The organism is Enterobacter soli, from assembly GCF_964208575.1.
Taxonomy (GTDB): Bacteria; Pseudomonadota; Gammaproteobacteria; order Enterobacterales; family Enterobacteriaceae; genus Enterobacter; species Enterobacter soli_A.
Genome location: NZ_CAXOFU010000007.1, coordinates 207780 through 221774 on the forward strand (window position 1 = coordinate 207780; position 13995 = coordinate 221774).

General features: G+C 57.5%; 9 protein-coding genes. 2 read left to right on the forward strand and 7 right to left on the reverse strand.

Translation table 11 applies throughout. The features are described 5' to 3' along the window. Positions 1–45 precede the first annotated feature (45 nt). The 3 genes from wzc to AB6V08_RS09955 are packed head-to-tail and all read right to left on the reverse strand — an operon-like array spanning position 46 to position 3800. Positions 46–2208 carry a tyrosine-protein kinase Wzc gene (gene wzc / locus AB6V08_RS09945; RefSeq protein ID WP_368542499.1) on the reverse strand — a complete coding sequence of 721 codons (2163 nt, stop codon included), beginning with the start codon at positions 2206–2208 and terminating at the stop codon, positions 46–48. Positions 2209–2210: 2 nt separating this feature from the next. After that, on the reverse strand, positions 2211–2654 hold the full coding sequence (gene wzb, locus AB6V08_RS09950; protein ID WP_368542500.1) for a low molecular weight protein-tyrosine-phosphatase Wzb: 444 nt from the start codon (positions 2652–2654) through the stop codon (positions 2211–2213). A gap of 6 nt (positions 2655–2660) precedes the next feature. Further along, positions 2661–3800, reverse strand: a complete 1140-nt coding sequence (locus AB6V08_RS09955; RefSeq protein WP_368542501.1) for a polysaccharide export protein — start codon at positions 3798–3800, stop codon at positions 2661–2663. A gap of 682 nt (positions 3801–4482) precedes the next feature. Here AB6V08_RS09955 and AB6V08_RS09960 point away from each other — a divergent pair. Beyond that, positions 4483–6066 (forward strand): TerC family protein, encoded by a 1584-nt coding sequence (locus tag AB6V08_RS09960; protein WP_368542502.1) that lies wholly within the window; start codon positions 4483–4485, stop codon positions 6064–6066. 206 nt (positions 6067–6272) lie between these two features. Here AB6V08_RS09960 and asmA read toward each other — a convergent pair whose 3' ends face one another. The 3 genes from asmA to udk form a co-directional block, all read right to left on the reverse strand. Beyond that, positions 6273–8123, reverse strand: a complete 1851-nt coding sequence (asmA, locus tag AB6V08_RS09965; RefSeq protein WP_368542503.1) for an outer membrane assembly protein AsmA — start codon at positions 8121–8123, stop codon at positions 6273–6275. A 21-nt stretch (positions 8124–8144) separates the two neighbouring features. Next, the gene (gene dcd / locus AB6V08_RS09970) at positions 8145–8726 is read right to left on the reverse strand and encodes a dCTP deaminase (protein ID WP_368542504.1); all 582 of its coding nucleotides are present in this window, start codon (positions 8724–8726) and stop codon (positions 8145–8147) included. Between the two features lie 91 nt (positions 8727–8817). Then, complete coding sequence (udk, locus tag AB6V08_RS09975; RefSeq protein WP_368542505.1) at positions 8818–9459, reverse strand: uridine kinase; 642 nt, start codon at positions 9457–9459, stop codon at positions 8818–8820. A gap of 343 nt (positions 9460–9802) precedes the next feature. Between udk and AB6V08_RS09980 the strand changes: the two genes are divergently transcribed. Further along, entirely contained in the window at positions 9803–13126 is a 3324-nt protein-coding gene (locus AB6V08_RS09980) for a diguanylate cyclase (protein WP_368542506.1), read from the forward strand. Here the strand turns inward: AB6V08_RS09980 and alkA are convergent. After that, on the reverse strand, positions 13091–13963 hold the full coding sequence (gene alkA, locus AB6V08_RS09985) for a DNA-3-methyladenine glycosylase 2 (protein WP_368542507.1): 873 nt from the start codon (positions 13961–13963) through the stop codon (positions 13091–13093). The two genes, AB6V08_RS09980 and alkA, sit on opposite strands and share 36 nt — an antisense overlap. Positions 13964–13995: the final 32 nt, after the last annotated feature.

The following is a 13995-nucleotide window of genomic DNA, read 5'->3' on the forward strand; positions in this document are numbered from 1 at the left end:
GGGAGAGGGTTAGGGTGAGGGGTGGGCGGAGGTCTGTTTAGGCTGTTATTTACTGTCAGACTTATATTCGTACTCGTAGTACCCGTAGTCCTGATAGCCCGTCGCGCGGCGGAAAATGGAGTTGAGGATCACCCCTTTCACCTCGATGCCGTTCTGCTCGAAGCGGCTGAGGCTGGTCTCCACTTCCTTCAGGGTATTCACCGCGTAGCGCGCCACCATCAGCGTGGTGCCGGCATGACGACCCACCACGGCGGCGTCGGTCACGGCCAGAATTGGCGGGGTATCAATCAGCACCAGGTCGTAGTGCTTGCTCGCCCACTCCACCAGCTGCGTGAAGCGTTCGCTCATCAGCAGCTCGGACGGGTTCGGCGGCACCTGACCGCGGGGAATAAGGTCAAAGTTCGGGATGGTGGTCGGTTTTGCGCACTGGCTGATGTCGCCCTTGCCGAGCAGGATCTCCGACAGGCCGTTCACGTTGTTGGTGCCGAGCAGCTCGTGGGTGTAGCCCTTACGCATGTCGCAGTCGATCAGCAGCACGCGCTTGTTGGTCTGGCTTACCACCGCCGCCAGGTTGGCGCAGACAAAGGTCTTACCAATTGACGGGCTGACCCCGGTCATCATCAGCACGTTGTTTTTGGCCTGCATCATGGCGAAGTGCAGGCTGGTACGCAGGCTGCGCACGGCCTCAATGGCGAGGTCGGTCGGGTTACCCACCGCCAGCAGCTGGCTCTGCTTGTAGCGCTTCACGCCCTTGACGGTTTTCACGCTGTCGCGGGACTTCTGCCACTCGGAGAGCGGAATGCTGGCGTACACGCTGATGCCGTTCTCTTCCAGCGCCTGCGGGCTTTCGATACCGCGGTTGAACAGCGAGCGCAGCAGCACGCCAACGATGGAGAGCATCAGGCCGAGGATAATGCTGCCGAGAATAATCAGCGCTTTCTTCGGCTTCAGTACCCCAGGCTGGGTGATGGCGGAGTCAACGATGCGCACGTCGCCCACGGTGCTGGCTTCGGTGATTTTCAGCTCCTGCTGTTTATTCAGCAGCTGCATGTACACCTGCTGACCGGACTCCACGTCGCGGGTCAGGCGGACGATCTCCTGCTGGGTTTCCGGCATCGCGGTGACGCGGTTGTTAAGCTTAGATTTCTCATCTTCCAGCGCCTTACGTTTTTCCAGCAGCGTGCGGTACGCCGGGTGACGTTTGGTGTAGAGCTTGGAAATTTCCGCTTCTTTAAAGGTCAGTTCGTTCAGCTGGGCGTCGATGTTCACCATCGAATCCAGCACCGATTTCGCTTCCAGCGGCAGGTCAACCGAGTCCTTCTGCTGGCGATAGCTGTTCAGCTTCTCTTCTGCTACGTCCAGACGCTGGCGCACTTCCGGCAGCTGTTTAGCGAGGAAGGCCAGGCTCTTGGCCGCCTCTTCGGATTTACGCTCAACGTTCTGCTCAAGGTAGTTGCGGGTAATGCTGTTGAGGATCTCGCGGATCTGATCTTTGTCTTCACCGGTAAAGCTCAGGCTTAACACCCCGGTGTCCTTGCCGTTTTCGGTCACGGTCAGGTTGTTTTGCAGGTTGTTGATCATCCCGAGCGTCGAGAATTTCGTGACGGTGAACTCGCCGCCGTCGGCGGCGCGAATGGCGCTCACCATGATGCTGACGCCGTCTTTGTTCAGCATCTGCCCCACTTCACCCCGCGCGCTGAAGCCCGCGTCGCTGGTCAGCTGATACTGTTTTGGCCCGAGCACGGTCAGGGTAAAGGTCTGGTCCGCCGCCCCTTTAGGCAGCACGAAGGTTGTCACTTTGACGGTGTCGTTCTGACGGCCCATCAGGCGATCCCAGCCCGCGCCAAAGACCGGGAAGGTGTTTTTGGTCACGCCGATATCCAGGTCAAGATCGTCCACGGTCTTGCCCAGCACCAGGCGCGACTGGATCAGCTGGATTTCAGCGTCAGACGCCGGGGGCTTATTCGCCAGCGCGGAGCCAATGTCCTGCACCAGGGAATTCCCGGTGTTTTGCTCGATCTGTACCAGCGCGTCTGCGCTGTAAATTGGCGTCGCGAACAGGGTGTAGATAAAGGCCGCCACCGCGAATACCGCCGTGACGCCCAGCACCCACCACTTCGCTTCGACAACCGTGCCAACCAGACGGCCAATGTCGATTTCATCACTGCCCGATACCGGGGCGGCAGAAGGTCTTGTTTTTTCTGTCATTGTTATCCCTGCTGAGCTTTCAGTGCCTGCGCCCACTGACGGGCAGACTGGTCAAGTAAGGTGTAAACCGCCTCAAATGCCTCTCGGCTCTTGCGATACGGATCGGGAATTTCGCGTTCATTGTCCCAGTGACCAAACAGCATCACCTTGCCTCGCATTTCAGGTGCGATTTCACACAGGGCATGAATGTGGCGTTTTTCCATTGCCAGGATCAGGTCATACTCGCGGCACATGCGTCCCGAGACCTGACGGGCGCTGTGCCCGTCTAAAGAGAGGTTGTGTTCACTGGCCACGCTTGCTGCACGCTCGTCGGCGCCTTTACCCACCAGCGCCCCCAGCCCCGCCGAGTCTACTGTCAGACCCGGCTGGTAGCTTCGCAGCAGTCGCTCAGCCGTCGGGGAACGGCAAATGTTCCCCACGCATACCACCAGAATTTTGTTAAACATCGCGGATTACCAGGTATGGATGTCGCGCGCCGTGTCCGTCATGTAGCGAACGCCACTGATGGTTGGCAGCAACTGGTTGATCAGGCGGTTCCAGCGGGCAACCGGTGCGGTTGTGACATACACCACATCGTACGGCTGGAGGCGGAATTCGGTTGCCATCACCAGGGACGTCGCATCGGACATATCCAGCTGGTAAATATTGGCAATCTTGCCTTTCGCACTGCCTTCGCCTTTCAGCGGACGGATCACGAAGATGCCGCTGGCGTTAGACGAGGTCAGATCGATACCTTCGGCATTGCCGAGCGCTTCGGTCAGGGTCATGCCGCTGAAGTCCATCTTGAGCGTGCTCTGTTTTTTCACTTCGCCCATGACGAACACTTTGAGATCGTCGTTGCGCGGCACGTAGAGGATATCGCCCGGATAGAGCAGACGGTTCTGGCTCAGGTCGCCGTTTTGCATCAGCGCCTGCAGGGAAATGCGCTGCTCCTGGCCGTTGTGGGTCAGCACCACGTTGCGCCAGTCGGCCGCATCGGTCAGGCCGCCGGCGGCGTTAATGGCGTCGAGCACCGTCAGCGGCACGTTGCTGATCGCCTGCTGGCCGGATTTATTCACCTGGCCGGAGACATACGCCTTTTGCGAGCGGAATGCGGCGATATTAACGTCCACCTGCGGGTCAGCGATGTACTGCGCTAAACGGCCGGTAATATCACTACGAATTTCTGCGAGGGTTTTGCCCACCACGTGCACTTTGCCGATGTACGGATAGAACATGGTGCCGTCCGGCTGCACCCAGTTACCGGTGTCGCTAGAGCTACGGTACTGGCCCGCTGGCGTGGTGAGTTCCGGGTGATCCCAGACCGTCACGTTAATCACATCCCCCGGCCCTACGCGGTACTGGTACGACGCAATTTCCTGGTCCAGAGAGGTATTTGGCTGTGCAACGTTTGGTCGCGGGCGCAATTGTTCCACCAGACGCGGGGTCAGCGGATAAACATTCACCATCTTATCGAGGTCGAAATCAGCGTCCTGCTGTTTAATCACATCCTTTCCCATGGTTGACATATTGCTGCCGGGAAAAACCGTACAACCACTCATCAAGGTCACAGACACCAATAATGGCATCAATTTCATTTTGGATTTCATCATTGATTATTTATCACTTTGGCAGAGTAATTATCCTGTGCAATTTAAATAAGCGCGGATCGAAACGACAATCAGAATGCAGTTAATAAAATAGAAATATAACTGGCATCAGTCCTAAAAAAAGCTTATTCATCCATTGGCTATTGACAGAATAATCGGGGCCGATTCACACGCTTTCAGGCACGCTACCGCCCTTGGCTTTCAGTTACCAATCCACTGTCTAAACAATACGTTATGGATAAACACCCTCTTTGATTTGTTAAGATGAAAATATATCAGGCGCATTAAATGCCGCATTGATAATGAATTTTTCACCATTATGAACGCATGGTAAAAGCAACCAGAAATTCGATACTGGAGGAATTGTTGCAGCTAACGTAATAGCAGGCAAGGTAACAACCACCCGGAAATGGGTTTTTAAGATTAATATTAAGAGCAAGTTTTTGACGTTTTCGGATTTTCTTTATATTGACTTATTTGAATGAAAAAACATTACCTGCGATATTTCTTATTTTTATTCACTATCAGATAAAAAGATATTCCACGTATAAATAATAAGACTATTTTTCAGCTCACTATGAACGGGGGATTAAGAGAAATCTCAGGACGTCATTGCAATTTTCGCCCGCTTTATCCATGATCGAAGTGTGACATTGGTCATATAACAGAAGGTATTGCTATTACTATGGAATGGATTGCCGATCCATCAATCTGGGCCGGGCTGGTGACGCTGATCGTCCTCGAGCTCGTGCTCGGCATCGATAATCTGGTGTTTATCGCCATCCTCGCCGAGAAACTGCCGCCGTCACAGCGCGACCGCGCCCGCGTCACGGGCCTGCTGCTGGCGATGGTGATGCGCCTGCTCCTGCTGGCCTCTATCTCCTGGCTGGTCACCCTGACGAAACCCATCATTACGTTCCACAGCCTGAGCTTCAGCGCCCGGGATCTGATCATGCTGTTCGGCGGGCTGTTCCTGCTGTTTAAGGCTACGGTGGAGCTCAACGAGCGGCTTGAGGGGAAAGACAGCGAAAACCCAACCCAGCGGCGCGGGGCGAAATTCTGGCCCGTGGTGGCGCAAATCGTGGTGCTGGACGCGGTCTTCTCGCTGGACTCGGTGATCACGGCGGTGGGGATGGTTGACCATCTGGCGGTGATGATGGCGGCGGTGATTATCGCCATAGCCTTAATGGTGATGGCCAGCAAGGCGCTTACGCGCTTCGTCAACAGCCATCCAACCATCGTGATTTTGTGTCTGAGCTTCCTGCTGATGATCGGCTTTAGCCTGGTGGCGGACGGCTTTGGCTTCCACATTCCGAAGGGCTACCTGTACGCGGCGATTGGTTTCTCGGTGATCATCGAGTCGCTCAACCAGCTCGCCATCTTTAACCGCCGCCGCTTCTTGTCCGCGAACCAGACGCTGCGCCAGCGCACCGCCGACACGGTGATGCGCCTGCTCAGCGGGCAGAAAGAGGACGCCGAGCTGGACGCTGAGTCCGCCTCCCTGCTTGCTGACCACAACGACAGCCAGATCTTTAATCCGCAGGAGCGGCGGATGATTGAGCGCGTGCTTAACCTGAACCAGCGCTCGGTCAGCAGCATCATGACCTCCCGTCATGATATTGAGCATATCGACCTTAACGCCCCGGAAGCGCAAATCCGCGCCCTGCTGGACAAAAACCAGCACACCCGCGTGGTGGTGACCGGCGGCGAAGAGGAGGAGGATCTGCTGGGCGTGGTGCACGTGATTGACCTGCTCCAGCAGCAGCTGCGCGGCGACGCGCTCGACCTGCGCGCGCTGGTGCGTCAGCCGCTGGTGTTCCCGGAAACGCTGCCGCTGCTTTCAGCCCTGGAGCAGTTCCGCAATGCCCGCACGCACTTTGCCTTCGTGGTGGATGAGTTTGGTTCCGTCGAAGGGCTGGTGACACTGAGCGACGTGATGGAAACCATCGCCGGCAATCTGCCGAACGAGGTGGATGAGATTGACGCCCGCCACGACATTCAGAAAAACGCCGACGGCTCCTGGACGGCCAACGGCCACATGCCGCTGGAAGATCTGGTGCAGTATGTTCCGCTGCCGCTTGACGAGAAGCGCGAGTACCACACCATCGCGGGACTGCTGATGGAATATTTACAGCGCATTCCGAAACCGGGCGAAGAGGTGCAGGTGGGGGATTACATGCTCAAAACGCTGCAGGTTGAAAGCCATCGCGTGCAGAAGGTGCAGCTGATACCGCTGCGCGGGGAAGATGAGATTGATTATGAGGTGTAGGGCGAACTTACATTTGCACTTCACGATGAAGTAGCCCCGTCATTTTTATTTCACAAAGCGACGTGAGTTTGTCATAGAAAAAATGTGAGCAGGGAACACAAGGTGAACGGAATAACCACCAGAGCCGTATGTTCCCCTCACCCTGGCCCTCTCCCCAAAGGGGCGAGGGAATTTCAACCCTACGGGTGAGGGCAACAGCCCTTGCATCAAAGCTTTTCTAAAAGCTTCTTCACATCCTTCCCGCTCTGCGAATCTTTATTCCTGTCCGCCCACTCGTTAAGGCGGCGCTTCGCTTCATCCTGCAAATGCTTGCGCAGCACCTGATCCACCTGGAGGCTGTAGTTCAGCGCCTGCCACTTGCCGTAGACGGTGAGCGGGATCGGGGTTTCTTTCAGGAAATCGACCAGCTTGCCCTCACCTTCCCAGCCGGAGAGGACGCGCACGTTAAAGCGCGTGTTCGCCGTTTCTTTCACCAGGTCGAGGGAGCCGTCGCCGGTCAACGAGAGCATGGAGGACGTCCCTTCCATGCCGTCGAGCGTCAGGGTGCCGTTGTTCAGGGCTAAATCGCTGACGAAGTTATCCAGACGCGTGGCGCTGTCGTAGTTCTCTTTCGCCGTCACGTTGCTGCTGCGCTCCACCGCCTGCTGCACCAGCTGCTGGAAGTTGAGCCCTTCCATTCGGGTGTCTTTCAGCTCGATGTGCGCCTGCCCCTGCCATTCACGGCGGAAGGCGTCCGCGTCAATCTTAGTGCCGGAGAAATCCCCCGCCAGCGTCATCTGCCCGGTGAGCGCAATCGGGTAGTTGAAGGCTTTCAGGATGGTGCCGATCTCGACGTTATCGAGGCGCGGCTGGAACTCCGCCGTTGGGTTGTCTTTGCGCACGTCCAGCGTGCCGGGCAGCGACAGATTCCCCGCCCCCATCTTGCCGCTAAGCTCAGAGATAACCAGCAGCCCGTTGTGGTTGAACATCTGGCTGCTGACGTCCGTGAAGTCGATGCCGCGCCAGCGCACGCTGTTGGCTTTCAGCATGATATCGGCGGTAAAACCACGCAGGCCGTTGTAGTCAGGCTGGTCAAGATTGGATGAAATTACCGGGCGCGGCTGCTTCGGCTGGTTTTGCCCGGTTTGCGGGACGTCTGCATTCGATGCGTCCGCAGCAGGCACCGCGAGGAGGTTTTCCAGGTTGAGCTTGTCGAACTGCAGGTTGAACACCCACTTCGGTTTTTCGGCAAGGGAGACGCTCGCCTGCCCTTTCAGGCTGCTGTCGTTCGCCTGAAGGTCAAGCTTATCCAGCTCAAGCTGCTTTTGCTCTTCGCGCCATACCGCCTGCAGCGTGCCCTGCCCGGTAATGCCCTGCGTCGGGAGATCGGCGCCCGTCAGCTGCCAGTTAAGCTGCTGGATATCGGCGGTCAGCTGGTGCGGGTAGTCGGCGGCGTTGACGTTGGCGTTCAGGGAGAGCGTCAGGTCGCGCTGATCGCGATTCACGCGGCCTGAGAAATCGATGGTGGCCTGATGGTTGGCATCCTGATCCATTTTCAGGCTGATATTGCGCACGGTGACCTGTTCATCCCCTTCGTGCTGGAAGACCAGCACGCTGTCCGCCACTTTCAGGCTGGCGATATCAAACGACCAGCCGGTATCAGAGGGTTCGTCAGGGAGGGTATTTTCCCGCGGCGCAACCGGAGCATCCGCCTTGCGGACGGCTTCGGTTTGCGGCGTAAGCTGGATCACCGCGCCTTTCAGCATCACCTGGTTCACCTGGAGCTGATGGGAAAAGAGCGGGATCAGGCCAACGTCAAGGCGCATGTTGTCAGCAGACACAAGAGGTGCAGACGCACCCGGCGCCGTGAGCGACATACGGCCAGAGAGGATGCTGAGCTGCGGCCAGACGTGCCAGCGCAGCGGCCCGTCAAGTTTCAGTTCATAACCGCTACGCGCTTCGACCTGGCGCACCATGTAGGCACGAAAATCGTTAGGGTTAACCAGCAGTACCAACGCGGAAAGGCCAGCTACCAGCACCACCAGCAAAATCATCAGCGTTGTCAGAACTCTTCTCATGGCATCCTCAATGGATCACTGTCAGTCTTTATCGATACGGCTGGCGACGGCACCCTGCTGATCGCGATACTTCGCGTCCTGGCGACGGTTATAAGGCCGTGCAGCCGGGCCGGTGAGCGGCTCGAAGCTCAGCGCGCCGATCATCATACCCGGACGAAGCGCCAGCGGCAGTTTGCCGGCGTTAAAGAACTCCAGCACGATGCGACCAGACCAGCCTGGATCGATGCGGTGCGCGGTCACGTGAACCATCAGCCCCAGGCGCGCCAGGGATGAACGTCCGTCAAGCCAGCCGACCAGATCCGCCGGCAGCGTCACCGATTCAAAGGTCACCGCCAGGGCCAGTTCGCCAGGATGGAGGTAGAACGCTTCGCCGTCCGCCAGAACAATTTCGTCGCTCATGACGCGATCAAGGGCGGCGCTGACTTCATCTTTCGGCCCGCTGAGGTCGATAAACGGCGCGGTATGGCCGCTAAAGGTACGGAATTTATTCCCCAGTCGCACGTCAACGGTTACGCCGTTGATACGCTCTACCGGTGGGCGAGGAGTAATAGACAGGCGGCCCTCATCCAGCCAGGCTTCTATATCTTGGTCACAAAGACGCATGGCACTTTCTCCTTTCGTGCATCGATCCCTGAAGCCGTTGAAGCTTCAGGGCAAACCAGGTTATCTCTGAACGGTACACAATTCGCGCGGTTTATTCAAAAAACTGGCTGATTTTCGCTTTTAAGATATCGATCGCAATACGGTTTTTACCGCCGCGAGGAACGATGATATCGGCGTATTGCTTGGACGGTTCGATAAACTGCAGGAACATTGGACGGACGGTTTTTTGGTACTGCGCCATCACCGAATCCATGGAGCGACCGCGCTCGTTCACGTCACGCTTGATGCGGCGCATCAGGCAGATATCCAGCGGCGTATCAACAAAGATCGAGAAGTTCATTGATTCACGCAGGCGCGCATCCGTGAGAAGCAGAATGCCTTCAAGGATAATGACTTTTTTCGGCTCAATGCGAACGGTGTCTTTGGTGCGGGTGTGTTCTACGTAGCTATAGACAGGCAGTTCAATCGCCTGGCCGCTTTTCAGCGCTTCTAAATGCTGGAACAGCAGGCTGTGGTCCATCGCATTCGGATGGTCATAGTTGGTTTTAACGCGCTCTTCCATCGAGAGATGCGATTGATCTTTATAATAGCTATCTTCGGGAATGACACCGATGTGCTCATCACCAACTTGTTCGCGCAGTTCGCGGTAAAGCGTACTGGCAATAAGACTTTTACCTGAAGCCGATGCGCCGGCGATGCCTATAATGACGCACTGATGAGACTTATCAGTCATAAATTTAGCGACCTGATTAACCTGGATGTTAAGGAAGGACGACGCCGTAGCGTCAAACGCGGCAATTATAGGGATTTCGGGGGCGTGATACCAGTCGAAAGCGCAGGTTCTGCGAGACAGCATGAAAAGTCCGTTTTCATTCCCTTAGCAAAATTTAAACGATCACTTTTTCGGCGTTTAACCTGAATTTTTTGCCGACTAACTATTTAATAAGTCTATGATGTCAAATTATGAGCAGTCAGCATATGAATTGTAAATTGTTTGTACTAGCATAAACCAAATTCATAAATTCTCTCGTCCGGACCTGGTTCCTGACGGCATGGCGTCCCTGGATAAAGCGGTAATGAATAAACAATACCAGCGGGTTTTGGTTACTACCCCACATCCTTTACTGCGACTTGTCTGCCTGGGTCTGGTCACCTTCATCTTTACCCTGTTCTCGCTGGAGCTGACCCGCTTTGGCACGTTCCTGGCGCCGCTCTGGTTCCCGACCTCCATTATGATGGTGGCGTTTTACCGCCACGCGGGCAAAATGTGGCCCGGCATCGCGCTGGCCTGCTCGTTTGGCAATATTTTAGCCTCCTGGCTGCTCTTCGATTCCGCCATAATTGCGTACACCGTCATTAACGTTATTGAAGCCTGCATCGGCGCGCTGCTCCTGCGCAAACTGCTGCCCTGGTACAACCCGCTGCAAAACCTGAACGACTGGGTTCGCCTGGCCATCGGCAGCGCCCTGATCCCGCCGCTGATTGGTGGGATACTGATTCATTTCGTGGTGCCAAGCCCTGAGCCGTTGCGTAATTTCCTCGTCTGGGTGTTATCGGAATCTATCGGCGCGCTGGCGCTGGTGCCGCTGGGATTGCTGTTTAAACCGCACTATTTACTGCGCCACCGCAACCCGCAGCTGCTGCTGGAAACCCTTCTGACGATGGCGGTGACGCTGGTGCTGAGCTGGATTGCCATGCGCTGGCTCCCGTGGCCGTTTACCTGCGTTATCGTGCTGCTGATGTGGAGCGCCGTGCGCCTGCCGCGCCTGGAAGCGTTTCTGATATTTTTAGTCACCGTGATGATGGTGTCGTTGATGATGGCGCATAACCCCTTGCCGATGGGGACGCAAAACGCCAGCGCGATGATCAACGCCCCGTGGCTGCCCTTCCTGATGATGCTGCTGCCCGCCAACGTCATGACGATGGTGATGTATGCGTTTCGCGCCGAGCGTAAGCACATCACCGAGAGCGAAGAACGTTTTCGCAACGCGATGGAATATTCCGCCATCGGCATGGCGCTGGTGAGCATTGAGGGCCAGTGGCTGCAGGCCAACAAAGCGCTGTGCAACTTCCTCGGCTATACCCAGAGCGAGCTGCAGTCCCTCACCTTCCAGCAGCTGACCTGGCCCGAAGATCTGAACACCGACCTGGAGCAGCTGGAGCAGCTGGTCAACGGCGATATCAACACCTACTCGCTCGAAAAGCGCTATTACACCCGCAGCGGCGAGGTGGTCTGGGCGCTGCTCGCGGTTTCCGTGGTGCGCCACGCGGACGGCACGCCGCTCTATTTTATCGCCCAGATTGAAGACATTAACGATCTCAAGCACACCGAATGGGTCAACAAGCGCCTGATGGAGCGCATTACCCTCGCCAACGACGCGGGGGGAATTGGCATCTGGGAGTGGGATCTGGAGCCTGACGTGATCAGCTGGGACAAAAAAATGTTCGAGCTGTATGAAATTCCGCCGCACATCAAACCGACCTGGCAAATCTGGCACGACGCGATGGTGCCGGAAGACCGGGCGCACGCGGAGCAGGTTGTTCGCGATTCGCTGATGGCAAGAGTGCCGTTTAAGCTCGAGTTCCGAATTCGGGTTAAAGAGGGCGTGCGCCATATCCGCTCGCTGGCTAACCGCGTGCTGAACAAGCAGGGCGAGGTGGAGCGCGTGCTCGGCATCAATATGGATATGACCGAGGTGAAGCAGCTTAACGAGGCCCTGTTCCAGGAAAAAGAGCGTCTGCACATTACCCTCGACTCCATCGGCGAAGCGGTGCTGTGTACCGATGTCGACATGAACGTCACCTTTATGAACCCGGTGGCGGAGAAAATGAGCGGATGGACGCAGGGAGAAGCCATCGGTCAGCCGATCCTGAAAGTCCTGCACATCACCTTCGGCGAGAACGGGCCGTTGATGGAAAACATTCACAGCGGCGATATGTCCCGCTCGGATATCGAGCAGGACGTGGTGCTGAACTGCCGCAACGGCGGCAATTTTGACATCCACTACAGCATTACGCCCCTGAGCACCCTGGACGGGCAAAACATCGGCTCGGTGCTGGTGATTCAGGACGTGACCGAATCGCGCAAAATGCTGCGCCAGCTGAGCTACAGCGCCTCTCACGACGCCCTCACCCACCTGGCGAACCGCGTGAGCTTTGAAAACCACCTTAAGCGCCTGCTGCAAACCGTGCAGGAGACTCGCCAGCGTCACGCGCTGGTGTTTATCGACCTCGACCGCTTTAAGGCGGTGAACGACACCGCAGGCCATGCGGCGGGCGACGCCCTGCTGCGGGAGCTGTCGTCGCTGATGCTGACCATGCTGCGCTCCAGCGACGTGCTGGCGCGTCTGGGCGGGGATGAGTTTGGCCTGCTGCTGCCAGACTGCAATATCGAAAGCGCGCGCTACATCGCGGGCCGTCTGATCCACGCCATCAACAACTACCACTTTATGTGGGAAGGCCGCCTGCACCGCATCGGCGCCAGCGCGGGGATCACGCTGATTGACGAGGCTAACCATCAGACCGCCGAGGTGATGTCGCAGGCGGACATTGCCTGCTACGCCTCCAAGAACAACGGCCGCGGCGTGGTAACGGTTTACGAGCCGCAGCAGGAGCGCGTTCACAGCACCCGCAGCATGATGTCCCTCGATGAACAGTGGCACATGATCAAAGACAATCATCTGATGATGATCGGCCGCAGCGTGGCCTCGCCGCGCATCCCCGAGAGCAGCACCTTCTGGCTGATTTCGCTGCGCCTGTGGACCAGCCAGGGCGAGATGCAGGAGGAGCAGGCGTTCCGCGCCGGGCTGGCGGAGCCTGAGCTGCTGCACGCCCTCGACCGCCGCATCTTTAGCGATTTTTTCCGCACCTATGCGAAGCAGGTTGCCGGTAAGGGCATGGGCGTTGCCCTGCCGCTCTCCGGGGCCGGTTTAGCCAGCGTGACGCTGGTGGACGAACTGCTGGATATGCTGGAGAACAGCCCGCTGCCGGGCCGCCTGTTGCATCTGGTGATTGCCGTCGACGTGGTGCAAAACCCGGATCGGAACGTGCAGCAGGGGCTGCAAAAGCTGCGTCAGGCGGGCTGCCGCGTGGTGCTAAGCCAGGTCGGTAAAGACATGAACGTCTTTAACCATCTGAGCGCCAACATGGCGGATTACCTGATGCTGGACGCGGAGGTGGTGACCAACGTTCACGGTAACCTGATGGATGAGATGATGGTGACCATTATCCAGGGCCACGCCCAGCGTCTGGACATGAAGACCATCGCCGGGCCGAGCAACCAGCCGATCATGATGGACACCCTTTCCGGGATTGGCATCGACTATATCTATGGCGACACCATCGCCGAACCGCAGCCGCTGGATCTACTGCTGAACACCAGCTATTTCGCCATCAACTGACGGCGTCCAGCCGTCGGTATACCAGATGTGCAGGAGCGCGTAAGATCGCCACGGCCGCCAGCGCTCGGCGTAGCGGCGGATCTGCGCGGGGGTCATCCCCGCAAAGCGCTGCTTAATCAAATAATCATCCGGCAAAAAAACGTCCTTCGCCTGCCAGCCGCGAAGGGCGAGGTAGTTCGCCGTCCAGCGCCCTATTCCCGGCCTCTGCTGCAGCGCCTTCATCCCCGCGTCGATATCCTCCGGCGGCCTAAGCGGGAACGTCCCTTCTACCACCGACCGCGCGAGATGGATCAACGACTCCGCCCGCTTCAGCGGCATACCGAGCGCTTTCAGGGCGAGCGGATCCGCCGCCGCAAGCGCCTGTGGCGTCGGGAAGCAAACGTAGTTCGGGGAATCCTTTACCGGCTCGCCGCACAGCGCCACCACCTTCGATGCCAGCCTGGCCGCCATCGCCACGCTCACCAGCTGCCCGAGAATGGCCCTGACGCCCTGCTCGTAGGCGCTCATCGCGCCGGGCAGGCGCAGCCCCGGTCTTGCCGCGCCCAGATCGCCCAGCGCGGCGGCGACCTTCTGCGGGTCGCAGGTGAGGTCAAACAGGCGTTCAATCCGCGCGAGGCATTCAGCCGCCACCGGCACCAGCCCCGGACTGAGGGTTACCGTCAGGGTGCAGGTGGCAACGTCGGGCGTGACGCGAAAAATCCCCTGATGGCCGTCGCAGGCGAAGCTGCGCTCGTACCAGGCGTCGGTGACGGTTTCGATACCCTCCACCGCACGCGCGCCAAGAAAGCCAAACATCCACTGCCAGTCGTAGGGGGGTTGCCAGTTCAGGGTGTACATCGTTGCTCCTTTTATGTTCTCCACAGCATAAA

Excerpts from the sequence above, each read along its gene's own strand:
- wzc (WP_368542499.1), bottom strand. The coding sequence starts at position 2,208 with ATGACAGAAAAAACAAGACCTTCTGCCGCCCCGGTATCGGGCAGTGAT.
- wzb (WP_368542500.1), bottom strand. The coding sequence starts at position 2,654 with ATGTTTAACAAAATTCTGGTGGTATGCGTGGGGAACATTTGCCGTTCC.
- AB6V08_RS09955 (WP_368542501.1), bottom strand. The coding sequence starts at position 3,800 with ATGATGAAATCCAAAATGAAATTGATGCCATTATTGGTGTCTGTGACC.
- AB6V08_RS09960 (WP_368542502.1), top strand. The coding sequence starts at position 4,483 with ATGGAATGGATTGCCGATCCATCAATCTGGGCCGGGCTGGTGACGCTG.
- asmA (WP_368542503.1), bottom strand. The coding sequence starts at position 8,123 with ATGAGAAGAGTTCTGACAACGCTGATGATTTTGCTGGTGGTGCTGGTA.
- dcd (WP_368542504.1), bottom strand. The coding sequence starts at position 8,726 with ATGCGTCTTTGTGACCAAGATATAGAAGCCTGGCTGGATGAGGGCCGC.
- udk (WP_368542505.1), bottom strand. The coding sequence starts at position 9,459 with ATGACTGATAAGTCTCATCAGTGCGTCATTATAGGCATCGCCGGCGCA.
- AB6V08_RS09980 (WP_368542506.1), top strand. The coding sequence starts at position 9,803 with ATGAATAAACAATACCAGCGGGTTTTGGTTACTACCCCACATCCTTTA.
- alkA (WP_368542507.1), bottom strand. The coding sequence starts at position 13,963 with ATGTACACCCTGAACTGGCAACCCCCCTACGACTGGCAGTGGATGTTT.